This is a genomic window from Neobacillus sp. 19, from assembly GCF_049463095.1.
GTDB lineage: Bacteria > Bacillota > Bacilli > Bacillales > Cytobacillaceae > Neobacillus.
Genome location: NZ_JBMPZU010000019.1, coordinates 153107 through 176431, shown reverse-complemented (window position 1 = coordinate 176431; position 23325 = coordinate 153107). Strand labels below are relative to the sequence as shown.

General features: G+C 38.3%; 27 protein-coding genes and 1 pseudogene. 7 read left to right on the top strand and 21 right to left on the bottom strand.

What is annotated here, in order from left to right; translation table 11 throughout:
- Window positions 1-33: 33 nt before the first annotated feature.
- A complete protein-coding gene (locus tag ACO1D1_RS04735; protein ID WP_423335140.1) occupies window positions 34-1452 on the bottom strand; it encodes a tetratricopeptide repeat protein in 1419 nt (472 codons plus the stop codon).
- Between the two features lie 167 nt (window positions 1453-1619).
- Window positions 1620-2075, bottom strand: coding sequence for a DUF2269 family protein (locus tag ACO1D1_RS04730; protein WP_149868850.1), 456 nt, complete (start codon window positions 2073-2075; stop codon window positions 1620-1622).
- Window positions 2076-2249: 174 nt separating this feature from the next.
- Between ACO1D1_RS04730 and ACO1D1_RS04725 the strand changes: the two genes are divergently transcribed.
- Window positions 2250-2645 carry a DUF454 family protein gene (locus ACO1D1_RS04725; RefSeq protein WP_317845707.1) on the top strand — a complete coding sequence of 132 codons (396 nt, stop codon included), beginning with the start codon at window positions 2250-2252 and terminating at the stop codon, window positions 2643-2645.
- Between the two features lie 41 nt (window positions 2646-2686).
- Here ACO1D1_RS04725 and ACO1D1_RS04720 read toward each other — a convergent pair whose 3' ends face one another.
- The 6 genes from ACO1D1_RS04720 to ACO1D1_RS04695 all read right to left on the bottom strand — a co-directional run bounded on the left by ACO1D1_RS04720 (window position 2687) and on the right by ACO1D1_RS04695 (window position 5957).
- Window positions 2687-3217: a GNAT family N-acetyltransferase gene (locus ACO1D1_RS04720; protein WP_423335139.1), complete on the bottom strand. Its 531-nt coding sequence runs from the start codon at window positions 3215-3217 to the stop codon at window positions 2687-2689.
- A 35-nt stretch (window positions 3218-3252) separates the two neighbouring features.
- Entirely contained in the window at window positions 3253-3450 is a 198-nt protein-coding gene (locus ACO1D1_RS04715) for a hypothetical protein (protein ID WP_149868847.1), read from the bottom strand.
- Window positions 3451-3566: 116 nt separating this feature from the next.
- On the bottom strand, window positions 3567-4064 hold the full coding sequence (locus ACO1D1_RS04710) for a GNAT family N-acetyltransferase (protein WP_423335138.1): 498 nt from the start codon (window positions 4062-4064) through the stop codon (window positions 3567-3569).
- Window positions 4065-4125: 61 nt separating this feature from the next.
- On the bottom strand, window positions 4126-4422 hold the full coding sequence (locus ACO1D1_RS04705; RefSeq protein WP_423335137.1) for a hypothetical protein: 297 nt from the start codon (window positions 4420-4422) through the stop codon (window positions 4126-4128).
- A gap of 27 nt (window positions 4423-4449) precedes the next feature.
- Window positions 4450-5124 (bottom strand): alpha/beta family hydrolase, encoded by a 675-nt coding sequence (locus ACO1D1_RS04700; RefSeq protein WP_423335136.1) that lies wholly within the window; start codon window positions 5122-5124, stop codon window positions 4450-4452.
- 5 nt (window positions 5125-5129) lie between these two features.
- Complete coding sequence (locus ACO1D1_RS04695; protein WP_411675475.1) at window positions 5130-5957, bottom strand: protein phosphatase 2C domain-containing protein; 828 nt, start codon at window positions 5955-5957, stop codon at window positions 5130-5132.
- A gap of 100 nt (window positions 5958-6057) precedes the next feature.
- On the opposite strand from ACO1D1_RS04695, the gene ACO1D1_RS04690 reads away from it, so the two are divergent.
- A complete protein-coding gene (locus ACO1D1_RS04690) occupies window positions 6058-6399 on the top strand; it encodes a DUF3889 domain-containing protein (RefSeq protein ID WP_149868842.1) in 342 nt (113 codons plus the stop codon).
- Window positions 6400-6452: 53 nt separating this feature from the next.
- Here ACO1D1_RS04690 and ACO1D1_RS04685 read toward each other — a convergent pair whose 3' ends face one another.
- From ACO1D1_RS04685 to ACO1D1_RS04655, 7 genes are all read right to left on the bottom strand, one after another.
- Entirely contained in the window at window positions 6453-7052 is a 600-nt protein-coding gene (locus tag ACO1D1_RS04685) for a uridine kinase family protein (protein ID WP_149868841.1), read from the bottom strand.
- A gap of 64 nt (window positions 7053-7116) precedes the next feature.
- Complete coding sequence (locus ACO1D1_RS04680; protein ID WP_223820899.1) at window positions 7117-7935, bottom strand: GNAT family N-acetyltransferase; 819 nt, start codon at window positions 7933-7935, stop codon at window positions 7117-7119.
- 186 nt (window positions 7936-8121) lie between these two features.
- Window positions 8122-10719 (bottom strand): ABC transporter permease, encoded by a 2598-nt coding sequence (locus ACO1D1_RS04675; protein ID WP_423335135.1) that lies wholly within the window; start codon window positions 10717-10719, stop codon window positions 8122-8124.
- Window positions 10716-11399, bottom strand: coding sequence for an ABC transporter ATP-binding protein (locus ACO1D1_RS04670; RefSeq protein ID WP_423335134.1), 684 nt, complete (start codon window positions 11397-11399; stop codon window positions 10716-10718). Before ACO1D1_RS04670 ends, ACO1D1_RS04675 begins: the two co-directional genes overlap by 4 nt.
- Before the next feature lie 275 nt (window positions 11400-11674).
- On the bottom strand, window positions 11675-12676 hold the full coding sequence (locus ACO1D1_RS04665) for a sensor histidine kinase (protein WP_149868838.1): 1002 nt from the start codon (window positions 12674-12676) through the stop codon (window positions 11675-11677).
- The gene (locus ACO1D1_RS04660; protein WP_423335201.1) at window positions 12677-13360 is read right to left on the bottom strand and encodes a response regulator transcription factor; all 684 of its coding nucleotides are present in this window, start codon (window positions 13358-13360) and stop codon (window positions 12677-12679) included.
- A gap of 148 nt (window positions 13361-13508) precedes the next feature.
- Window positions 13509-13691 (bottom strand): hypothetical protein, encoded by a 183-nt coding sequence (locus tag ACO1D1_RS04655; RefSeq protein ID WP_423335133.1) that lies wholly within the window; start codon window positions 13689-13691, stop codon window positions 13509-13511.
- Between the two features lie 270 nt (window positions 13692-13961).
- Between ACO1D1_RS04655 and ACO1D1_RS04650 the strand changes: the two genes are divergently transcribed.
- A complete protein-coding gene (locus ACO1D1_RS04650) occupies window positions 13962-14261 on the top strand; it encodes a hypothetical protein (protein ID WP_423335132.1) in 300 nt (99 codons plus the stop codon).
- Window positions 14262-14333: 72 nt separating this feature from the next.
- Here the strand turns inward: ACO1D1_RS04650 and ACO1D1_RS04645 are convergent, their stop codons facing one another.
- From ACO1D1_RS04645 to ACO1D1_RS04635, 3 genes are all read right to left on the bottom strand, one after another.
- Window positions 14334-15044: an MOSC domain-containing protein gene (locus ACO1D1_RS04645; RefSeq protein ID WP_423335131.1), complete on the bottom strand. Its 711-nt coding sequence runs from the start codon at window positions 15042-15044 to the stop codon at window positions 14334-14336.
- Window positions 15045-15155: 111 nt separating this feature from the next.
- Window positions 15156-16403, bottom strand: coding sequence for a cation:dicarboxylate symporter family transporter (locus ACO1D1_RS04640; protein WP_423335130.1), 1248 nt, complete (start codon window positions 16401-16403; stop codon window positions 15156-15158).
- A gap of 481 nt (window positions 16404-16884) precedes the next feature.
- The gene (locus ACO1D1_RS04635) at window positions 16885-17115 is read right to left on the bottom strand and encodes a hypothetical protein (protein ID WP_423335129.1); all 231 of its coding nucleotides are present in this window, start codon (window positions 17113-17115) and stop codon (window positions 16885-16887) included.
- A 169-nt stretch (window positions 17116-17284) separates the two neighbouring features.
- Between ACO1D1_RS04635 and ACO1D1_RS04630 the strand changes: the two genes are divergently transcribed.
- Window positions 17285-17920 (top strand): NUDIX hydrolase, encoded by a 636-nt coding sequence (locus tag ACO1D1_RS04630; protein ID WP_423335128.1) that lies wholly within the window; start codon window positions 17285-17287, stop codon window positions 17918-17920.
- A 25-nt stretch (window positions 17921-17945) separates the two neighbouring features.
- On the opposite strand, the gene ACO1D1_RS04625 is transcribed toward ACO1D1_RS04630, so the two are convergent.
- Window positions 17946-18968, bottom strand: coding sequence for a DUF3231 family protein (locus ACO1D1_RS04625; protein WP_423335127.1), 1023 nt, complete (start codon window positions 18966-18968; stop codon window positions 17946-17948).
- Window positions 18969-19066: 98 nt separating this feature from the next.
- A complete protein-coding gene (locus ACO1D1_RS04620; protein WP_423335126.1) occupies window positions 19067-20113 on the bottom strand; it encodes an SDR family oxidoreductase in 1047 nt (348 codons plus the stop codon).
- 222 nt (window positions 20114-20335) lie between these two features.
- On the opposite strand from ACO1D1_RS04620, the gene ACO1D1_RS04615 reads away from it, so the two are divergent.
- The 3 genes from ACO1D1_RS04615 to ACO1D1_RS04605 all read left to right on the top strand — a co-directional run bounded on the left by ACO1D1_RS04615 (window position 20336) and on the right by ACO1D1_RS04605 (window position 22838).
- Window positions 20336-21535, top strand: coding sequence for an MFS transporter (locus ACO1D1_RS04615; RefSeq protein WP_423335200.1), 1200 nt, complete (start codon window positions 20336-20338; stop codon window positions 21533-21535).
- A 182-nt stretch (window positions 21536-21717) separates the two neighbouring features.
- A complete protein-coding gene (locus ACO1D1_RS04610; RefSeq protein WP_423335125.1) occupies window positions 21718-22464 on the top strand; it encodes a DUF2087 domain-containing protein in 747 nt (248 codons plus the stop codon).
- A gap of 23 nt (window positions 22465-22487) precedes the next feature.
- Window positions 22488-22838, top strand: a complete 351-nt coding sequence (locus tag ACO1D1_RS04605; RefSeq protein WP_423335124.1) for a GIY-YIG nuclease family protein — start codon at window positions 22488-22490, stop codon at window positions 22836-22838.
- A gap of 171 nt (window positions 22839-23009) precedes the next feature.
- Here the strand turns inward: ACO1D1_RS04605 and ACO1D1_RS04600 are convergent.
- A pseudogene (locus ACO1D1_RS04600) lies at window positions 23010-23305 on the bottom strand (DUF1697 domain-containing protein).
- Between the last annotated feature and the right edge of the window lie 20 nt (window positions 23306-23325).

The following is a 23325-nucleotide window of genomic DNA, read 5'->3' as shown; positions in this document are numbered from 1 at the left end:
GTGCCTGACACCCTATTTCTTATTTCCACCTTGTTAACCTGTTTTTGGGTTGTTGTTGAGTTGTTGATAGATTTTTTGGTAGTCGGCGGCTTCTTTGGATAATCCTTTGTATTGATACATTTTACTGATTTTTTGGACGGGTGATGGGTTTTGTGGCTGCAGTTCCATTTCCCAGAAGAAGCAGTCGATGGCTTTATCGAATTGTTTAAATTCAGCATAGTAATCCCCTAACTCCATCATGCGATCAGGATCTTCTACTAATTTAATCATTTCATTAATTTTTCTCATCACTCCTGATTGTGGGTATAGCTTTTCAATAGCTAAGAGTTTATTGTGAACGGATGGGAGGTCGTGCTCGTTAAGCATATTAACGGCAATTTGGAAGATTTTATCCTCCAATTGCTTGGTATTTTCCGTGTGGGAGAGGTGTTGCAAGAAAGGAGCGAATTCGTCCAAGTGTGATAAGACGAATTTGGCATCGCAATTTTCCCAAATGATTTCAAGGGCGGCATCATAGGAAGACGGCAGGTCGTGAACAAACTTGAATAGGCAGGAGGCCGCTTGCTCATAATTTCCTTTATTAATCATATTCCACAAAATCACTTTTGAATCAGGTAACACTCGGAACGGATTGATTCTCAGCTGCCCTAAAATGAGCATCCATTCTTCTATCGTGATAAATCCCAATGCAATATCCGTATACTGTTCTATGGTTTGAGGGTTTTGAAGACGATTCGCATTTTCCAGCCACAGCAATAACGCAGTTAAACCATCTTGTTTACGTAAGACATTTTCTAATACCATGCGTTCGTTTGAATGAGAGCGATTTTTGAAACAGTGTAATTCCACAAATAGAGGATCCTTTTGACTGATGGATGGGTAGTCTAAGGACTGGTAAAAATTTTGGTAGGAAGTGAATTCGTGTGAAGCCATTCGTTCCTTTGCAGATTTTAATGAAGGTACAAAATCAGATAAAAGTTGCAGTACCTGAAACGATTTCATAAATTTCCCGCTTCTTCTCAGGTGAAAGAAAATCTTATCAATCATCCCGATCAGCTGATCTTTTTCAAAAAAGGAATCTAAAGTTGTCGCTATATAAGTTACTTCCTGTAACGAAAAGTGTTGTTGAAGTTGAGAGAAAAGTTTATTTTTAATTGGTATCGAGACGGATACATGGGGGATTAATGCGGTTAAGATGGGATGTGAAGTTTCAATAACAATCCCTTCATGAAATGCTTTGTTTATAAATGTACCTTCTTCTATTTTATCAAGCTTGGCACCATAAATTAGGGAATTTTTATAGTAAATAAGATAAACGTTTTCGTCATCTGCGGTTATTACTTCGATTACCTTGGTTCTTGAAAAAATTGCCGCTCGACGGACCTTCCCTTTTTCAACTATCTTTTTATCTCTAATTGATATTTCCGTTGACTTAATCATTTCGTTATCCATTTTACCTTGCCCCCCATCATTATAGTCACCTATTTTACATTTATTATAGCATATATTAGAAAATGGAATGCATAGGATCAACTAGTCGCCTATCCCCCCTATCCTAACATAACTTTTTTGAATATATAATTTAAGGTATGGCTAATTACAAGCCATACCTTTCATGGTTAAAATGGTTTTAAGATCATCAGGGCAATGATAATTAAAAAAATCACATTTTCAAGGTGCTCAAATCGAAATAACACTTTTGATAAACGCCAATATTCTTCGGGAATCTCTTCGCCTTTATGTGTGGCTAATAGTTCTTTTACCGGCTTTGATCTTGGTGACAGAACAAGCGGGCCAATAGCAAGCGCCGCCAAAAAGAGGACAAGGCTTGTTACATACCACCCCATTCGGAACAGGATTGGATTTAAAAAGCCCATGGTTAAACCAGTAACGAGTAACAGCATGCCTCCCACCATCACAAAAATATGTAATTGATGTCTAATCTTATATGAATGCCTTAATTCCGTCATTGTTTTCCCGGATTTTACAACTGTTGTTAAAATAAACCCTGGCCCCATCCCCAAAATAGCTGAAAAAATATGAATGAATACAACAACTTTGTAGAAAGTAATCACTGGTGCCGACCTCCATTATGTACATGCTCCCATTTTACCATAAACATTGTGACAACACTGTGATATCTTACTCTATGAAAATGTTTTGTAGATTTCCCGCCATTAATTTCTTACATTAATAATGATATAATACAAGAAACATTGTGAGTAAAATGGACCTGAAAGGGAGCTGCTATCATAAATATTTTTGTTAAGTTTATATTTATAGCTTTTGGATTTTTAGCACTCGGTTTAGGCATCTTGGGAATTATTTTGCCCCTATTGCCCACCACTCCGCTATTACTGTTAGCTTCCTTCTGCTTTGTAAAAGGATCGAAACGGTTTGAGCTCTGGTTCAAAGGAACGACACTTTACAAACGTCATTTAGAGAACTTTGTAAAAGAACGGGCAATGACCTTGCAGCAGAAGCTGACCATCCTGTTATTTGCGGACGTCATGATTGCCATTCCTTTTTTCATACTCGACAGTTATATCGTGAAAGGTTTGTTGTTATTAATTGTTGTTTACAAATACTATTATTTCATCTATAAGATTAAAACGGTCCAAATGGCTAAAGCGGAACCAAAATAAAAGGGCATCATTCAAAATGTTGGATGATGTCCTTTTAAAATTCATTCATTATAAAGTATTCCTTTCCTATCTAAATGCAAAACCATATACTCATCGTCATAATAAACACCATCTACAACCAGTGCCTTTTCCTCCAATCCGAACGTTTTAAAACCTAATTTTTGATATAGCTGTTTTGCTTTTTGATTACTAGCAATGACGCCTAAGTTTATTTTTTCAATTGTTTCGATTTCTTTAGCTTGGTTGATCGCTGCTGTCAGCAAGGCTTTCCCCACACCTAATCCTTGTTTCTTTGGGGTGACATACATCGCAAAAATGTTGGCCCTATGCCTTATTTTCACCCGGTCTTCCTGAAGTAAGGTAACCACTCCGATCAGTTCCGCATTCTCAAACGCTCCGAACGTGTAGTTTCCTTCTGCGGCAAAATTACGGGCGGTCTGCTCAACGGCATTTTCCCTTTTTACAGATTCTTCATAGCTTGTTAAAAATGCCTCTGGATTTTGCTTCAATACTTCTAAGCGTAAGTTCCAGTAACTTTCAGCATCAGATCGGTCTAGTAATCTAATTTCCATGGTTGTTCTCCCCTTTGCCTTAAAGAATAGTTGAATCATTCAACAGGATCTTTTCTATCGCGAATAACCTTAATTAGGAGATCCAGCTTCTCATTTCTTTCTTGATCCATTTTGGTTTTATCATTCATAAATTTAATTGTTCTTATAATGAAATAAATACCAAAACCTAGAATCACTAAATAAATCAAAATTGGTATTATAGCAAAAAGGCCAAACATATCTATTCGTTGCATGAAATAAACACCTCCATAATTGTTAAGTTGCACCAATATTATACCCGAAACCAATAACCTCGAATGGATACTTTTCTAGGGAATTTTTTGGCCGAACGGGTTCCAATAAAAATTATCTATAAAAGTTTCGCCATATAGTATTCATCTACAAATTCTCCACTGATAAAAAGAGAATCTTTTTTTGTTCCTTCTATCTCAAATCCCATTTTCTTATACAACGCCACTCCGGGTTCATTCCGGATTACCACCGTTAACTCTAATCGGTGAAGACTTTTTTCCCTTGCCCACTCTTCTAATCTTTTAAACAGTTTTGTTCCAATCCCTTGTCCTCTATAATCCTTTAAAATTCCAATAACAATATAGACTGAATGCTTTGTTCTTCTTGCAGTGCCGCCAATCGCGAAAAGATATCCAATCAATTTATGATCTTTTTCTACAACGAATACAGTAGAATTTTCGCTATTTTTCATAGTCTCAATTCTTGTTCTTTGCTGTTCTGCTGTAATCTGTCGTTCTCCAGCTTCCATCAGCATGTAATCTGACTCTTCCTCAACCTGCCGAATTAGGTGCACCAAGTTTTCTGTATCTGAGATTTTTATTTCTCTAACACTCACAACAGCTCACTCCCATCACGTTGTTTTTTATTATAGCTTTTCGTTTGGATCCATGCTTTCGTTAAATGTGTGTATTATTCCCTTTATTTCCATATAGAACGATATGCAGATAAGAAAGAACTCCCACCAACACACCAGAACCAAACAGAATGGAGCCGATAATGACAAAATTCCGGACGAAGTTGTTAACTAGTAAATCATAATCCAGGGTCAATTCCCTTCCTGCAGAAAGCTCACCATCAAGCCAAATTTCGCAAATAGATGTGCCAAAATAAAAGCTTAAAAACATCAGAAGCAGACCGCCTCCTGTTAGCAGGGATGATACAGTAGTTAATTCCTTTACTTTTTCTTTTGACATGATGCTCCCCCTTTACTCTTTTACCCGTCATCTATCCTTTCCGGGCACTATTATAAATGCCTGAACGCGTGCGATCACAGCTTTTATGGCTTCAATCGATGCTACGATATCACCTTTAATTTCTAATCCATGATCTGCATCCGGAATCACAACCGTGGCTACTAGCGGATTATTTTTCAGCGAAGTGATTCGGTCTTCTATATAATGATGATCCTGATCGCCAATCACACAAAGGGCAGGCCGGTCAGTAGTTAAAAGTGCTTGATACACATGGTCATCTTTCAATAGTGGAGTCAGCCAAATGCCTATCGCATCATGGATAAAACTTTTTTGAGCCCATTCCAATGCCATCGGAATCGTCCCAATCGATTTACTCATAATAAAATACTTATCATACACAGTATCTTTTAGAACTTCCTCGACAACCGCCTTTACATCTTCATACATCCATTGGTCTTGTTCGGGTTCACTAAGCAGTTTGAACTGATCATTTTTAGCAAGTTGGTAATTTATATGAAGAACATCAATGTTATGGTTGATGCATATACCCGTCGCATAATGAAACAGCGGCCGCTGAGTGGAATAGCCTAGCCCTGGAAGCATGATACAGATTGAGTGATTCGGTTGTTCACTGCGAATCCACGTATAGGGGATGGTCGAATACTCATTTCTTACCAATTGATCTTCTAAAATTTGATACATTACATTCACCTCATTGGTTGATTGCTAGGATAGACTGCGGGAAAAGGGTTATGATAATCCCAGCAGATGACGGTCGCACTATCACGGCCAGAATTCTTATGAACTTGCTGCAAAATATGTTCCACCTTTGAGCGAATCTGCCCTTCATAACAATCCGCGAAAAGACGGGAAGAGGTCTCATAATATCGGCCAGCACACTCCAGCACACCATCTGTTAGCAAAACAATCCGATTTTGGCCGGTTCTAAGTTCGCGAATTCCGGAAGAATAACAAGGGATAGGTAATGAAAAGGTATTGATCTGCCCAATCCACTCATAAAACTGACGTTGGTTTAAGGCGTATTGTCCTAATTTATGTAATTCTTCGTGGAGGATATAAATGACGCAATCACCTATTGACAGCCACCAAAGGTAATTTTCTTTTCTGACACATAGCAGGCAGGCGGTTTCACCTTGGATTTGTTTGCAGGATGCCAGAAAGGCCTCAGATTGAAAAATGGAGAGGATATGTGACTCACATGATTTAAGGGCAGTATCTATTGGTTCCTCTAAAATGATGGCAAGCTTGTCAAACTCATTTTCAATAGTTTTAATCACTAATTCGACACTTTCAGAACTATTATGTCCATCGAGAATCATGCCGAACTCCCAGTCCGCCCCCTTCATCACCATAGCGCCATCTTCATTTTTAAAAGCACCAGCCAGTCGGTTCCCGCCATATCTTCCAAGGACCATTTCTTCACATGACTCGACTTTGATTTGGTCGATATACGGTGCTTCCTGCCCGTTCCATTTCAGCTTCCGAAATGGCTCCCGGTTCTCATTAGACTCCAATTTTACACCCCCCATTTGCTCAGCCGTCTATCTCAAAATCAATTTCATAATTTAACCCGTTAAATGCCATGTTAATAATAAAAGTAAAGAAGGTCATAAAATGAAAAAACTACTGCTAAGAATTTTGACTTCACTTGTTTTTTTCACTGCGTGTGCATTTCCAATGGAATTTTTACATACAGCAAATGCCCAACAGAAACCGATTCCTCCATATGCGAAGTTTGGTAAGCTGGCCATGGAGAAAACACACGAAAAGTATCCAAATGCCAAAATTATTGATTATCTTCATATCGGAAGAATAACCGGCCCACATTCTTCCACGGAAAAATTCAAGCTTTGGTTAAAGGATAACAGTCGAGAATTTGGCGTTTTTGTAAATATAGAATTTAATAATAAAACAGAGAAAGTCATGAACATAACGTTCAAGGAAACGTCAAGATAATCTCAAGTTCATTGCGTGATAAAGGGAAGGGCCACTTTCCTTTATCACGTCCATCATCCTACTACCAGGTCTGCACGCTGATGCGGCTTGTGTTCTTTCATATACATATCTTCGGAAACCATCCAATTGTCTTCCCATATTCTACGCGCATCTTCCCCATCCCTTTCAATGCCGCGTGACAGCCTTGTTTCCCTTGGGCAGTCAACCCAAATGGTAAAATCATATAGATTTGATAATTCGTGCCGCGTTGAATAGACACCCTCAATAATGACAATACCTCCAATTGGAACCTTATGCCATTCTGCTAACCTGTCTGATTCCCAATCGTAACGCTGATAGTGCCCCTCCTGGTCTTGACGAATTGGTTCAATCACTTGTTTCAATACTCTTTTCCAGTCAACATCTGCACCTATTGGTTTCTCCTTAGGGTGTTTATGAATGATTTGATCTGAGGGAAAATAAAAATCGTCCATATGCACAACCGTAACGTTAGAACATTTTTCTTTTAAAAATTTGGCCAATGTACTTTTTCCTGCCCCCCCGCAGCCATCGACCCCGATTAAAAGGGTGTTTTGCTTTCTAATCATATGGTCAATCGCCTTTATTAAATGTTCGATAGACTGAAAAATTCCTCTTTGGATTGGAAATTCCATTAAAATCCCACCTTTCATTTTTTTATTACAATAACCTAATTTTCCCTGAGCACTTTCATCCTGCCTATTTATCAAGAAACTTGATTTCTGTTATCATTCCGCTCTTTACAAAGCCGATGTTTTGATAAACCTTATTGGATGCGGGGTTGCTGATATCGGCGTATAGCATTGGGATTAACCTTTCTTTTTCTAAAATGGTACACAGCTCTGCTGTCAACGCACTTGCATACCCTTTTTTCCGCAGCCCAATTGGTGTAAACACTGAGTTGATGCGACCGTATTTTGCTGAGCGGTGAGAAATATTTGCCATCGATACTGGTTTTCCATCTACCTGCCACAAATACAGGCCGCCAGCTTCAATGATCGTCTCTGCCTTCGAAAGCTGTGATTCAGGCTCAACCGAACTATTGAAGGCATCTCTGAGGAAACCAGAAAGATAGCCTGCAACGGTTTTCACATCTTCTGCTGCAGCTTCTCTAAATTCCCCGCGAACATTACTGGGCTTAAGCACTTTTGGACAATAATAAGATTCCATCGTCATCTCTTTTTCCAAACGGATGTCCTTCTTTTTTGAATAAATCTCCGCAAACCTTTCTACAGTATCCGGGGCTCCAGTAATACCAGAAAGCGAAACATTCTTCAGTTCGATTGCTAGTTTTTCAAACATATCGTCCTGTTTGCCAGCTGCTAATTCTTGAGAAATCCATAACCATCCCTTATGCCCTGGTGTGTGGGCAAATATCATGCTGCCCTCCGCTGTTTTGAGGCAAAGGGAATCGCTGCCTTCGCTAATACGATAAAGTAGATTATATTGAACCTCATCACCCGCAAAAAGACTCCCCTCAGCCATTGCCGGATCATTTAAAATAAGTTTCGTAAACATGACAACCCCTCCCAAACATTAAAAAGATCAATAACAAAAGACCATAAAAAACGGGTCCAATTCTTATGAGGTCAACAAATCTAAAACCAATAAATTTTACATAATTTTACCACGTGGCCCTTTATATTCCTATCAAAAAAATAAAGGCACCATGTGAAATTTTCACATGGTGCCTGACACCCTTTCTCATATACTCTCTTGTTTTAAGGTATCAATGATGTTTTCCTTTTTTACTTTGCCGCTGGAGTAGAGCATGGCGGAGCCAACGATGATAAATACAGCGGCAATCGCGTAGATGATACTGGTCCATGGCAGTGTAAAGCTATAGGTGAAGCTGTTCATCATTGACCTATGGATTAAATACATAACGGCAATGCTAATAGGAAGCCCATAGAGCAGCGCCTTGATGCCATAAAATATACTTTCATAGTTAATCATTTTGTTAAAGCCTTTTGGTGTCATTCCAACAGATTTCAGCATGGCAAATTCCCGTTTTCTTAGCGAAATCGAGGTTGAAATCGTATTAAAAATATTGGCAATTGATATCGCTGTAATTAAGGCAATAAAACCATACGTAAATACCGACATAAGCATGATCATCTGTTCTTCCTGTTGTCTACTTTGATAAACATTGTGAATGTATAGGTTCCCCTCTTTTATTTCTTCAATATCCTGTTGAGTTTTCATTGGGTCCTTTGTCTTCAGGTAGAGGTATGTCTGAACATATTCTTGCAGCTTATCAGTAAGCAGCTGATCCATCGCTTGTTCTGAAACAATAATGGTTACCCCTCCAACTCTTGCTGGTGTAATACCCATCGGAATTTTATCTGTTAAAGCAGTAATTTTCACTTTATTTATTAACGTTTCTTTTTCGGCGTCCTCATCATAAAAATTCAAATCGATACTTTGGCCAGTTCTCATACGAATAGACTTTGTTTTAACATATTTCCCTGTTGCCTCATCCTGATATGAAATCCTATCAATGACAATGCCTCTCATTTCTTCTGTATTTATTAGCTGCTCATAATCAGCATGAATTTCTTTTGTATAAGCTTTAAGGTTCTTCTCATTTAATGCATAGATTTGAACATAAATAGGATATTTTCCGTTCTCAAGTATACTCCGGTCCTGCTTCACCGTTTGTTGTATTTCGTCGGGGAGAGAAGCTTCATCCATTGAAGTGTTCATGTTTAACTCTCTAACCACACTTGATTCCGTTACATCTTCAAGAGACGAAAATGTTTTAAGCAACTTCTGATTTTCTTCAGTTACCTTATCGCCTGATTGAACTGAAATATCATAATTTATTCCTTCTTGCGATAGTACAAGTGATTTTTTCAGGTTGTCTGTAAAATAAGAAACTGTTAGAAAGAGAACGATACTAATTACAAGGGAAAAAACCGTTGCTTGGTATTTACGCTTATTCCTCTTTAAATTCTTTAAGCCTATTTCTGCTTCAATACCGAATAGCTTCCGAACAAGCTTCGATGTTTTCACTGCTTTACCCGTCAGCTTCACCTCATTTGTTTGGCGAATCGCATCAATTGCAGAAATTTTCGAGGCCTTTATCGCGGGTAGATACGTAGAGATAAAGATTGTCACGATTGATACCCCACAAGCAGTGAGAATGGATAATGGTGTAACAATTACATTTAGCTCTTCCTCTAGCCCTAATGCTCCTTGAATGACTGAATTAATCGACCAAAAGGTAACCCCAATTCCAAGAAGACCGGCAATAATTCCCATTGGGATACTGATGCATCCAATGATAATTCCTTCAAAAAATACCGAATTACGCTTCTGCCTTTTTGTTGCACCAACACTTGCAAGCATTCCTAAATGACGCGAACGCTCAGAAACAGAAATAGCAAAGGCATTATAGATTAATGAAACAGAACCAATAATAATGACCGCCATAATGATGGCCATTAAAGAAAAAAGCGTGCGATGTAGTCCGTCATTATTGGTCACTCCGTAATAGCGTAATAATTCATTATTAAATTGCGGAGATTTGATATTGTTTTGCTTGGCTAATTCCTTCGCATGATTATATAAGGAGCTCCTGACCTTTTTTAACACAACCGTTGCATTAACAGGATCATTTGCCCCGATGGTACTTTCATCTACATAGCTGATAATCGTATACCCCGGCGCCCACGTCGGTTCCCATGTCGGACGTTTGATAAAGCCTACAACTGTGTAGCTTACGGTCGTTTTATTTGTCAAACTCTCAGATGTTTTCTCATCGTATATCTGTACAGGGTCCCGCTGTTCAAAGACATGATCCGTAATATCTGGCATCATCCGCTGCCCAACCTCAAGAGTTAGGTGATCGCCAATCTTGTATTCTACTTTGCCATTCGTGGCAATGTGCTCGGAAAGAACAACCTCATTGCTTGCTTTCGGCAGCCGCCCACTGCTCAGTTCAATCGGAAACTGTTTAAAGCCTTGAGCATTGTATTCTTTGACAAACAAGTAAGGTTTGCTTTCATTTTGTCCGCCTTCTAATAAAGCGTAGCCGCGGTCACGTGAAAGGACCACCTTTTTTGTTTCCTTATCGTTTTTTATTGCGTTAAGCTGCTCATTGTTGACATCCTTGTAAAGGACATGCCACTCACCCTCGCTTGCAATCGTCTGCCTTTGCATTAAATCCATAAAGGAAACACCGAGGGTTGCTACTGCTGTCACCATGGCGACAGAGATAATAACGCCAATGATGGTTACTAGCGAGCGCCGCTTATTTTGCTTCAAATGACGCACCGTTAATTTATTAACTATATTCACGGACGAATCACCTCGTCTTTTGCGATTCTGCCATCTTCAATCGCAATGACTCTATCCGCCTGCAGGGCAATTCGTTCATCATGGGTAATCACTAGCAGTGTTTGCTTATACGTTTTATTAAACATTTTTAATAAATCAATAATTTCGCTGCTATTCTTGCTATCTAGGTTACCAGTGGGTTCATCAGCAAGCATAATCGCAGGATGACTAATCAGCGCCCGTCCGATAGAAACCCGCTGCTGCTGTCCGCCGGATAGCTGATTTGGCAGATGATGCAGACGATTCTCCAGTTTAAGAATTTTTACAATATCATTAAACTGTTTTCTGTCCACTTTATGTTCATCAAGCAATAATGGCAGGGTAATGTTCTCTTCCACCGTTAAGACCGGAATCAGATTATAAAATTGATAAATTAAGCCAATTTGCCGGCGCCTAAAAATCGCCAGCTGCGTTTCATTTAGATTATAGATGTCTGTATGATCCACGAGGACCTTTCCGCTTGTTGGCCGGTCGACCCCGCCAAGTAAATGGAGCAGCGTTGATTTCCCCGAACCGGACGGACCAATAATCGCGACAAATTCGCCTTTTTTCACTGAAAAAGAAACATCATCTAGCGCCTTAACTGCTGTCTCACCTTTTCCGTACATTTTAGTCAGATGTTCGATTTTTAAAATTTCCATTATGGTAAAACCTCCATATTCGTGCTGATGTTTCTAGTTTATCTGGCTAAAATGACTTTCCAGTGACTGTTAAGTGACAATTTAGTCACTTACTATTGTTTTTCATTATCAAAAAAGTGGCATGTCGACAGTAAAATGATCTTAAGCGACAGTTTTTCGGTGCCATCCGAGAGTAAACCGGTGTTATCCGACAGTAACTTCAATTCATCCGACAGTAAACCTGCACCTTGCCTCGGTTAGGACAGCCGTTTCATTAGTTGGACCACTTATCCGGCTTATATCACCTGTTTATAAAACTTAATTCGAAATTGTGTCCCCTCACCATTTTTACTTTTTACCTCGATATCGCCATTTTGATGGGTGATGATGCTGTGGGCCATTGCCAAACCAATGCCGACGCTATCTTCACCGGCATTCTTTCCTTTGTAAAAGCGCTTAAAGATATATGGAATATCTTCCTTTGGAATTCCTTTCCCGTTATCCGCAATGACGATTTCCGTAAACAAAGGGTTTTCTGAAAATGAAATGGCAATTCTCCCGCCGTCAGCAGTATGTTCGACACAGTTTTTTAAAATATTGATAATGGCTTCGATAGTCCAGTTAAAATCGCCAACAAATGAGACGGTTCCTTCCCCATCCATCGAAACGGTCTGTTCTTTAATGTCCATCGGAATGAGGACAGGTTCTAACGATTTTTGCAGCAATCGTTTCACAGCAATCACTTCTTGCTTAAATTGGACCGTTTCAGCGTCAATTTTTGAGAGCTTTAATAACGAAGAGACCAGCCATTCAATTCGTTCAAGCTGTATTCGGATGGTACGGGTGAATTCACTTCTTTTTACAGGAGGGAGATTGGCATCGCTTAACAAATCTGCCATCATCATCATCGAGGTTAATGGGGTTTTAAGCTGATGCGATATATCAGAAATCGCATTGGTGAGCTGGATTTTATCTTGCTTCAAAAGCCCGCCCTGTTCTGATAGCATAATGGTCACTTTGTATATATTGTTTTTTAAAATACTTAACTCACCCTCGAAATTATCTCGGACATCGAGTGAATAGTCACCACCGCTTATTTGACGCAGATAGCTGGACAGCTTCGCGATTTCATGATATCTCCAACCTGTAAAAACGAGGCAGCAGCCAATTAATAAAGCAGAAACGATAAAAACAAGTACCATGGCAGCAATAGAAACAAATGACGCAGCCACGGTACCTCCTATAGAAATTAGGCACATTGTTACAATAAGCACTCGCACCTCGCGATTTCGCAGCATCTAATCACCTACCTTATAACCTAAACCACGCACGGTTTTGATAATCTGGGGATTTTGTGGATTGTCCTCTAACTTTTCCCTTAGTCTTTTTATGTAAACGGTTAAGGTATTATCATTGACGAAGTCCCCGGCAACATCCCAAATCCTTTCTAAAAGCTGATTACGTGAGAGAACTTGTCCAATATGGTTCGCAAAAATGAGGATTAAGCGATACTCTAACGCTGTTAATTGAACCTCTTCGTTATTTTTATAAACCTTTCCTTCTAGTGTATTTATGCTGACATTCTGTATTTCAATAATAATTTTTGACTGTGGCTGCTTTTGATATCTTCGCAGGACGGTTTTAATCCGCGAAATCAGCTCACGAATTCGAAACGGTTTAGTTATGTAATCGTCCGCTCCCATATCAAGCCCCATTACGACATTAACTTCATCATCAATCGCCGTTAAAAAAATGACAGGAACATCACTTCGCTTCTTCACCATCTTACACAGCTCATAGCCGCTTCCATCCGGAAGGGATAAATCAAATAAGCATAATGCAATTTGGTCTAAGTCCTCTGCTAATACCTTCTCCGCCGAGGCAGCATCATGGCACAGAACCGTAGAAAACTGATCCTGCTGCAACGAATATTCAAGACCAGAAGCAATCGTTTTATCATCCTCTACAAGCAAAATTTTCAACATCTGCATCCCGCCCTTCACCTCCCTATTATAACAGCATAAAAAGGTGTCAGGCACCATGTGAATTTTTCACATGGTGCCTGACACCCTTAATAAGTTTATCATAGTGTAATGGAGAGTAATCTCCCGTGTATTGTTTTAGAGCATCTTACAGGATTCTTGGTTCCTCTGGTGAAAATTTATGACCTAAGGTTTGACCTGCAATCTTTTCAGGATTAGCATTGTTTGTGATGATTTTGTATGCATCCCATTGTGACATTTTTTGTTGGATCTGATGTTCAGGTACAATAATCCCTTTTTTTTGCAAGTGTTTGAAAACGCTGTCAGACATTCTTCTCTACCCCTTTCATGATTCCATTAAGTAATCTCTGATGAAAAAATCATGAGGTCCCCCTTGTTATATTATACCATTCCCAGCCGAAAATTGTAAGCGTTTTCAGAGTATTTAGGCTTTTTAAAACATTTTATCACGACCCATTGATGGGAATCCTTTTAAACATTTTTCCCCAGTCCCAATGGCTTAGCAAAACGAAGCGAATAGCAGTACCTAGTTCCGCTAAAACTATGGGATGTTACACATGAAAAGATGGGCGGTGTTTGCGTGTCAGAATTTATGGAATCCATCGAATATGAAACAGGCACAACGATTCAGGCTTTCAATATTATTGAGGCGAATAAAAATGCAGAGGGGTATGAGGTACTTCTAGACCTCGATTTAGACAGCGGATATGCACTTGAAAGTGTTAAATTAAACATAACAAACGAAGATTTCGCTGCATATGAAACCAATGATATACAAGAAGTGGTCAAATATGCTTTAGGTTTCTTTGCGAATCAAGAGGTAAAAGATAAATACAACATTAATGATGAGGATCGAGCCTGGGAAGATGACCGCCTTTAATCGCGGCATCTTCCATTCTCTTATTACTTGGCGGTTCACGAACAGCCTTCTCACTCGTTCAGCTCCGACTACTTATTCATTTGGACCAAATACCCGATCACGGATATCAGGGCTGGAGTTCTGTTTTTCTATCCGTTTTGCCAATGTCTCCCTCATGCCTGGTGCAAGTAATTGACACTGTGCAAGCTCCCTCATTTCGGAAAAATCCAGCGGCTTTGCATGGATAATTTGATTACATCTTTTAATCGTCCACTGTGGAAACGGCCGATCAAGTAAGGTAAAGGTTTGGCCAGACTCAACATTTCCCTCTTCTACTACACGAAAATACCAGCCAGTTTTACCCGTGTTTTGCAATAATAGCGCTAAGTTTTTTACTTTAAAGCGGCGCGCCGGCTTCCAGCAAGGCTGCCTTGGCTGTGATACTTGAATAACCGCCTCACCAATTTGAAAGGTATCACCTATGGAAATTGCTCCTTCATCCAGGCCTTCCATAACCAAATTTTCTCCCATCCCGCCAGCACCAATTTCAGAATTTCCAAGCTCTTTCTGCCAGTATGAATAATTTTCAAGCGAATAAGCAAAAACAGCTTTTTCCGGTCCGCCATGATGCTTCAAATCCCCTTGGCCATCACCTGTTAAACCCGTTTTCCCAACCCAAATTGCCTCATCGACAGGCTCTTTAAAAATGGCGCTTGTCCATTCACGATCCATTGGATTTGCAGCCTCTTTGCTGCCAATTGTTTTTGGCAACCCGACAAAAACTTTGTTAAGGGTAATTTCCACTCCTATCCTCTCCCTTGAAAAAGGTCTGAATTATTTCTATAGTATCACACTTCACTTTTATTCGAAGAAAAAACCTTGCCCGAATCCGAGCAAGGTTAGTACTTTTATAATTTAAGCTGCTTTTTGTTCACCATGTTCAGTAAGACTATGGCCTTCCCATTTTGTAATCACAATTGCCGCCAAGGAATTTCCGACAATGTTTACACAGGTACGTGCCATGTCCAAAATCCGGTCAATACCGGCAATGAATGCCAGTCCCTCAGCAGGAATCCCTACACTACCTAAAGTAGCAAGAAGAACGACAAACGATACGCCTGGAACGCCGGCAATCCCCTTGGAGGTTAGCATCAATACAAGAACCAAAGTTACTTGCTGCATGATACTCATCGGAATTCCATACATTTGTGCAATGAACATTGCCGCAATCGCTTGGTAAAGCGTGGATCCATCCAGATTAAAGGAATAACCGGTTGGAATAACAAAAGAGGTAATCGACTTTGGACAACCAATCTTCTCCATCTTCTCCATAATTTTTGGAAGGACCGTTTCTGAACTTGCTGTCGTATAGCCCAAAATGAGTTTGTCTTTTAAATATTTGATTAACTTGAAAATGTTGTATCCGGCAATTTTCGCCGTTAACCCTAATACCACTAAAATGAAAAAGATCATCGAACCGTAAACAACCAGAACCAGTTTCCCCAGCGGGATTAACGAAGTAATACCAAATTTCGAAACCGTCACACCAATCAAAGCAAACACACCAAATGGAGCTAATTTCATAATTTGGTTTGTTACAAAAAACATCGCATCTGCGGTTCCTCTAAAGAAATTGAGAATGGGCAGACCCTTCTCACCAATTGCCGCCACTCCGAGCCCAAACATAACGGAGAAGAAAATGATAGCAAGCATATCACCGTTTGCTAATGACTGAATGATGTTGGTGGGAACAATGTTCACCACAGTATCAATCATTGAATGTGACTCAGTTTGTTCAGCTGTACTTACATAACTGTTAATATCCGTCTTCGTTAAATGTGTGCGATCGACTCCAACCCCAGGTTGAAAGACATTCGCGGCAAGCAGTCCAACAATGATGGCGATTGTCGTAATAATTTCAAAATAAAGCAGGGTTTTTCCGCCAAGTTTCCCCAAAGATTTCATATCACCAACGCCTGCAACACCAACAATAAGACTTGAAACAACAATTGGAACAACAATCATTTTAATTAAGCGAATAAATATATCACCTATTGGCTGGAGGAAACTTGCCACCTGAGGATTACCATAAAAAACCGCACCGACCGCAATACCCAGAGCCAGACCAATGAATATCTGCCATGCTAAACTAATTTTCTTCATTAACATTTCCCCTTTTTAAAAATACTTAAATTTTTTAATCCTTTTAGCAATAATCTTACAATTCACTATTTTACTAAAATTAATTTTGGAGAAAATCATTTCCACTACTTTAAAACTAAATCCAAAAAGTCAGAAATATCTTAACTTTAATTTATTCAATTACAAACTTAACTCATTTTGGTTATTTTTTTAGAATAACATGTTGTACTGAAAAATAAAAGATTTTTTGGCAAATAAAAAAACTGCCCGGTACTATTATTGGTCAGTTTACCCTGCTTTTCAAATAAAAAATCTTGCCAGCTGTTGGGCAAGATTTTAGTTAATTATGCTTTATTTTGCATTTTTGATTTGAAGCCTTTCGGTAAACTTCCCGAGGTAATTCCTTTAAATGGTGAAAAAACCGCTTATTCGCCAAACATAATAATCATACAAACGCAGTGAATCTTGGTTCATTGATTTACCACCTGCCCTTTTTATTGATTTATTTTCTTTCATTACCTCTCTTGAAATTCCCTGTTGCTTTAGCCAAGATTAGTTGAACTGCCTTTTTGTCTTCAGCGTTTTGAATTTTTTCTAAAAGTTTTTCGGCGTCTTTCCCTTTTAATGTTTTAATTAGTTTACCAAAATACTCCAGAAGGACTGTATTACTTTTAGTTAAACGATAACTAAATGGCTCCTCCTCCAATCGATTTCTTTTATCGATATTGTCCATTTATTTTAACCCCCAGTTATCTTCTATCTACATTTTCTCTATAGAAGATGGATTTTCCTTGTTTATTCAAAAGAAAGTAAAACTAGTTGCATGAACAGAATGAATAGATTATTCTATATATACATAGAATTTCTACATATATAGAATATTTATATAAGGAGAACAAATAATGGAGAATGAGCTAGTTCGAGTGTTTGATAACCAGAGGAAACCTATCGGGACAGCTACTAGGGCGGAAGTACATAGGCAGGGGCTTTGGCATGAATCCTTTCATTGCTGGATTGTCAGCCGTGAAGCAGAAGTGAATTATCTTTATCTTCAGCGCCGCTGTGGATTGAAAAAGGACCATCCCAACCTTTTTGATATTACTTCTGCCGGACATTTATTAGCCGATGAAACAGCAGCGGATGGTATTAGGGAGATTAAAGAAGAATTAGGAATTGATGTTTCCTTTTCCGAGCTAATACCATTAGGGATTATCAATTATTGTGTCAAACATGAAGACTTAATTGATAATGAACTGGCGCACACATTTTTATATAAAAAAAATCTGGATTTTGATGTATTCAGCTTACAAAAAGAGGAAGTTTCAGGCATCATCAAAGTAAAATTTTCCGATTTTATTGATCTTTGGTCGGGTGAAAAACACGAAATAAATATTATAGGATTTGAAATCAATAATAATGGTGAAAAGCTCTTTTTCGATAGAATGGCTGGGAAACAGGAATTTGTCCCTCATGGAATTTCTTTCTACAAAAAGATAATACAGTTGATTAAAGAAAAACTAAATGAGAGCGTTAGCTAGCCTGCCTAACGCTCGATTTTCCATCTCATTTTTCTGAACCTTGTGCCAAGGATTTTCTGTCAATCGCTTCAGGTTGTTTTTCTAGCCATCCATGTTTCACCATAATATTGTAAGAAAAAGTACCAGCCTCCATTGCATGGGTAAATACTTTATAATAGGTCAAGATTATGTCGGACCTAAAGCTGGAACCTAATGAAGCACCATAATAGGATAGTGCCGCATTTACTAAAAACGCTGCGTGAAACATGATCAATTTGTCCGAAAATGGACTTACAGTAGAATCGGTGATCTCAGCATCCCATTTCTCAGGTATCGGTAAATGATCTTGTCGTAATATTGTGTCAAAGCTTTCAGCATCTTTCCCTGCTAATTTAACGTTTTTCAACATAAAATGACGAACTTCCTCCTGCTGCGCTACCTGACTGAAAGCCAAACTAAGCGAACTGATAAATCCAGTTTTCGTTGAATTAAAGAAAAGGGTGCTGATTTCCGAACTATTAAGTGGTCTTTTGTCACCAATTAGATTTGAAATGATTCCTGTGGATTCAATAAACTTCGCCCCATGAGGTGTTGGAATAGAAGGGACACTTGGAAATTTTGGTTGGCTTTTAGCCAATTCCACTATTTTTTGGAACAATTCCTTAGATGTTACCGTACATTCAAAGAAATAATTTTGAATGTCTTGTCGTTCCGAGTTTGTAATAGCCAGGCTATAAGCGTTTAACCCATGTATTGTCATAATATAGGAGTAAAAAAGTAGAAATTGATCAGAAAACAGACGCGGGGCATTCACATTCACGTCACTCTCGGTAAATCCTATTGGGGCTTGGAAATTTGCACTTTTCAAGAATTCTTTGATTTTTGTGAGATGTCCTTCGGCTAACTGTAAGGCGAATTCTAGTATGGGTTTGATTTCATTGTTTTCAACAATATTAAGAAAGTATTTGTAAACACAAATAGCCATACTATCACCTGTGTACTGTAACCAAAGGGCGGATACTTCTGCAGCGGTTAAGGTGTTTGTCTTTTTTTTTCTAAATATCGCCAAAGGAAATACCTCACTTTTTTTATTTGTTATTCTGAGATATTTTATTATGAAATATACAAATAAATTGGAGTTTTCCTATGGGCTTGGAGTTGCCCCCATCACAATGACTCCATTTTATCTTTTTGAAACCATCTCCCCAGCAGTTCCTGCTCTTTTACTTGTGAGATCCCTGCTTTTCTATCTATTTCCTTCCTTGCTTTCTCCCATTGATAAACATCATAAATAGTGTCTTCTAGAGGTCGAAAGGTAAGACCTGCGTTAACAGCTTTTTCTATATTGAAGGAAAAAGCTCCTTTCCATGGTTCAGTTTCTTCTTCTATCGGGAAGTTTTCAGGGATCCAAAGTGGCATCTCCGTCCACGGTTGTACATTGTGCGTCAATAAAAATCCTTCTTCCATACATACAAATTCGGCATCGCTGTTTGTAACGGCTTTACAGGTGTTTAACAGCTCTTCTATCGCCAAATCATAATTGAGGCCAGTTACATTGAAGGTACCTGCTTTTCTGTGTTCCGCCATAGTACACACCCATGACGCTATATCTCTAACATCAATCAATTGAACAGGTCGATCTGAACGTCCTGGCACCAATACTTTTCCGCCTTGTGCTACACGCTGAATCCAATACGGCAGCCGATCCGTATAGTCAAATGGCCCTACAAGCTGACCTGCTCTAATATGCAAAACACGGCCTGGCCAATGCTTTTCTGCTTCTGCTTCACATAATACTTTCAACGCTCCATAATACTCATATGGAGAGACATTACCTGCCTCAATGTCCTTCAATTGATTTTCCGTCAGCATGGGCTGTAATTGATAGTCTTCCGTAATATTGAGCGGAACCCAATCTTTATAAACAGAGATACTTGAGATAAATGTATAATGGTCGATGTTATCCCGAAGCACATCAGCGATTTTTTTTATTTGATGGGGAGCAAATCCGCATGTATCGATTAAGACATCCCATTTCCGATTTTTCAGAAGTGATACATCATGATCTCTATTGCCAATTAACTGTTCTACTTCAGGAAACGTTTCTTTACTGTTACCACGATTGAATAAGGTGATTTCATGCCCTCTTCCCAACGCTTCTTCTACGAAAGCTCTTCCTAAAAAACGTGTACCTCCTAATATGAGGACCTTCATAATATTTTTCCCCCTTTTAATAAAGTGAAAAATGATCTCTTTCATATAAATAACGATTTTCCCTGGCAAAAAGATACTAGGAATATGCAGTGCTTTAAAAAGAATTAGAGCAGATTTTAAGATCCATTGACAATTGGTTTTTATTAATGTAATGTAGTTTTTTTATTTATTCTTGATAGGCAGCAACTTTACCAACAAAAAAAGAAAAAGAGGTGAACAACACTGAATACAGAACAACGGAAAAAGATAACCATATTGATGATAAATATGTTCATTGCCATTGGAAGTTTCGGTATTATTATTCCTATTTTACCAGCATATTTAGAGTCCATTAACCAGGGTGGTACTGCAGCAGGATTAATGATTGCTCTATTTGCAGGAGCACAATTAATCTTTTCTCCGATTGCAGGGAAATGGGCTGATCAATTTGGTCGCAGGAAGATGATTATTTATGGATTGATCGGTTTGACGATATCCATGTTTGTCTTTTACGGCTTCCATTCAATTTGGTGGCTTTACGCTTCACGTATTATTGGCGGGATTGGGGCGGCGTTGCTCGTTCCTGCTATTTTTGCTTATGTAGCGGATATTACTACAATGGATCAACGAGCAAAAGGCAATAGCTTAGTATCAGCCGCCATGTCACTGGGAATTGTTATTGGTCCAGGCATAGGTGGGTTTCTCGCGGATTTTGGATTAAAAGTACCATTATTGATATCTGCACTTGTTTCACTTGTTGCCGTATTATTTTCAATCTATGTTCTCAAGGAAAGTAATACATCAGAAATAAAGGAACTTCCCGATGATGAAGAATCCATGGCTAGAAAGATGTTTCGCTCAGTGAAGATGCCTTATTTTATTCCACTTATTATTACCCTCGTAATGAGTTTTGGTTTAATGGCATTCGAATCCGTTCTTGGTCTATTCGTTGATAATCAATTTGGTGCGACTCCACAACAAATTGCTATAATGGTAACATCAACGGGGATTGTAAGTGCCATTGTACAGCTTTTTGTCGTTGACCGTATCGTTAGCCGCTTTGGTGAAGGAATTGTCCTAATTATCTTTTTAGGAGTATCAACAGTAGGGTTCCTCCTTTCTCTCCTTGCATCTACCTATACACTTTTCTTTGGGGTAACACTTTTAATTTTTCTAGCTACTTCCATACTTCGGCCTGTTCTAAATACACTTATCTCCAAAATGGCTGGTAATGAACAAGGCTTTGCCATGGGCATGAATAATGCTTACATGAGTATCGGAAATGTTTTAGGACCAACTTTGGCAGGGATGTTATACGATGTCAATATTATCTATCCATTTATTATGGGGCTTATTTTCCTAATCTTAACAATGATGGTAACGATCATTTGGCAGAAACGTTTAGATAATAAAAATAAGCAGATAAAACTTAGTGAAATATAGAAACAATTTTATGTACTTTTGAAAGGCAGCTTATGTTGCCTTTCTTTTTTTATACAAATATTACAATAATGTATTTATATTTATTGAATAAACTTAAACGTTATTGTAATATGTTTGTATATATTCAAACTAAATTTGTTTTTGTTTATTTTATTGAAAATTAACAGGAAGTGTTAATACCGATGGAAATATCAAATATTTTTTGGAGTGCCTCTTTGGAAGAGCTAAAATGTGGGTATATTCAAGAAAATGATTCATTTACTTGTCTATTGTGTGGGGAAAGAATCGAAAAAGGGATTGTTTATCCTTATGAAGATAAATTGTACGAAGCCGAAAGGTATATGCGTATTCATATAGAAGATACTCACCAATCCGTATTTGAATATTTAATTGACATGGACAAGAAACTCACAGGTCTTACTGAACATCAAAAGAACCTATTATCTCTTTTTTATCAGGGAAAAAATGATAAAGAAATTCAAAAAGTTTTAGGTATTGGCAGTGCTTCTACTATTCGTCATCACCGTTTTGCTTTAAAAGAAAAGGAACGCCAGGCAAAGACTTTTTTAGCTTTGATGGAATTGCTGAAAGAGAAAGATGAACATGCACCAGCTTTTGTACCCGTGCATAAAACAGCCACAATGGTAGATGAGCGATACAACATTACCCAAGATGAACATGAGCAATTTCTTCATAAATACTTCTCCGAAGGAATTTTGACTAGGTTTCCCCAAAAAGAAAAACAAAGACTTGTAATCCTTAGAGAAATTTCAAACCATTTAAAAACGGATTACAATTATGATGAACAAGAATTAAATCAAATTCTAAAAGGAATTTATGAGGATTATATTTTAATAAGAAGATATTTAATTGAATATGGATTTTTAGAACGTAAATCCGATGGAAGTAGTTATTGGTTAAAAAAGTAAATGATAACAGAAGGTGACAAATCATGGATCGCAAAAAAGAGTTAAAACAACAATTTAAGGAAATAACTGTTGATGCGGGAATTTATCAGATAAAGAATACACTCAACAATAAAATATTGGTTGGAAGTACGAAAAACTTTAAAACGTTAAACGGATTAAAATTCATGCTTGAAACTAACGGGTATACCACCCACAAAGAGCTGCAAATAGAATGGAACCAATACGGAAAAGATGCTTTCCAGATTGATATCCTTGAAAAATTGAAGAAGTACGATGATCCGTATTTTAACGAAAAAGAAGCTTTATTAGCTCTTGAAGAAAAATGGCTGGAAAAGTTACAACCCTATGGAGAGCGGGGATATAATCGAAAATAGTCTGTCAAAAAGGAGATAGAAATGAACACAGAAAACCCATAGAGAATTGGTTAAGGAATATTATTCTCTTTTTAAGCTGCCAGACGATCCCCCTTCTTGGATCGTTCCTGGTTGAATACTAAATTTAATTTCAGCTGTAGTTTTTATAACGATAAGAAGTCAAAGGGATAACTAACTGTTTTGAGCTTGCATCCGTTCATATATCTTACGGGCGGTGTTGACATTCCTTACCGTAACTTGTTTATATATCTTTGATCCAATGATTTTTGACCTTCCACTTTTGGTTACATTTTTCTTGTCCACTGACCAGAGAATCGCTCCGGGGACATATATCACCGATTACCCGTATTGATGTATGTCACCACATCATTCATCCCGACTTGTTCGAACGTTTCTTTGAGCAATTTCATGTCAATTTTATTTTTTCCACCCACATTAATCCCCCGAAGAAGAGCAATATAAACCATACCCATCCTCCTTTCCATTA

Coding starts and splice junctions, on each gene's coding strand:
- ACO1D1_RS04735 (WP_423335140.1), bottom strand. CDS start 1,452: ATGGATAACGAAATGATTAAGTCAACGGAAATATCAATTAGAGATAAA.
- ACO1D1_RS04720 (WP_423335139.1), bottom strand. CDS start 3,217: ATGGAAATTAGATTACTAGACCGATCTGATGCTGAAAGTTACTGGAAC.
- ACO1D1_RS04715 (WP_149868847.1), bottom strand. CDS start 3,450: ATGCAACGAATAGATATGTTTGGCCTTTTTGCTATAATACCAATTTTG.
- ACO1D1_RS04705 (WP_423335137.1), bottom strand. CDS start 4,422: ATGTCAAAAGAAAAAGTAAAGGAATTAACTACTGTATCATCCCTGCTA.
- ACO1D1_RS04700 (WP_423335136.1), bottom strand. CDS start 5,124: ATGTATCAAATTTTAGAAGATCAATTGGTAAGAAATGAGTATTCGACC.
- ACO1D1_RS04690 (WP_149868842.1), top strand. CDS start 6,058: ATGAAAAAACTACTGCTAAGAATTTTGACTTCACTTGTTTTTTTCACT.
- ACO1D1_RS04685 (WP_149868841.1), bottom strand. CDS start 7,052: ATGGAATTTCCAATCCAAAGAGGAATTTTTCAGTCTATCGAACATTTA.
- ACO1D1_RS04680 (WP_223820899.1), bottom strand. CDS start 7,935: ATGTTTACGAAACTTATTTTAAATGATCCGGCAATGGCTGAGGGGAGT.
- ACO1D1_RS04670 (WP_423335134.1), bottom strand. CDS start 11,399: ATGGAAATTTTAAAAATCGAACATCTGACTAAAATGTACGGAAAAGGT.
- ACO1D1_RS04665 (WP_149868838.1), bottom strand. CDS start 12,676: ATGCTGCGAAATCGCGAGGTGCGAGTGCTTATTGTAACAATGTGCCTA.
- ACO1D1_RS04655 (WP_423335133.1), bottom strand. CDS start 13,691: ATGTCTGACAGCGTTTTCAAACACTTGCAAAAAAAAGGGATTATTGTA.
- ACO1D1_RS04640 (WP_423335130.1), bottom strand. CDS start 16,403: ATGAAGAAAATTAGTTTAGCATGGCAGATATTCATTGGTCTGGCTCTG.
- ACO1D1_RS04635 (WP_423335129.1), bottom strand. CDS start 17,115: ATGGACAATATCGATAAAAGAAATCGATTGGAGGAGGAGCCATTTAGT.
- ACO1D1_RS04630 (WP_423335128.1), top strand. CDS start 17,285: ATGGAGAATGAGCTAGTTCGAGTGTTTGATAACCAGAGGAAACCTATC.
- ACO1D1_RS04620 (WP_423335126.1), bottom strand. CDS start 20,113: ATGAAGGTCCTCATATTAGGAGGTACACGTTTTTTAGGAAGAGCTTTC.
- ACO1D1_RS04610 (WP_423335125.1), top strand. CDS start 21,718: ATGGAAATATCAAATATTTTTTGGAGTGCCTCTTTGGAAGAGCTAAAA.
- ACO1D1_RS04605 (WP_423335124.1), top strand. CDS start 22,488: ATGGATCGCAAAAAAGAGTTAAAACAACAATTTAAGGAAATAACTGTT.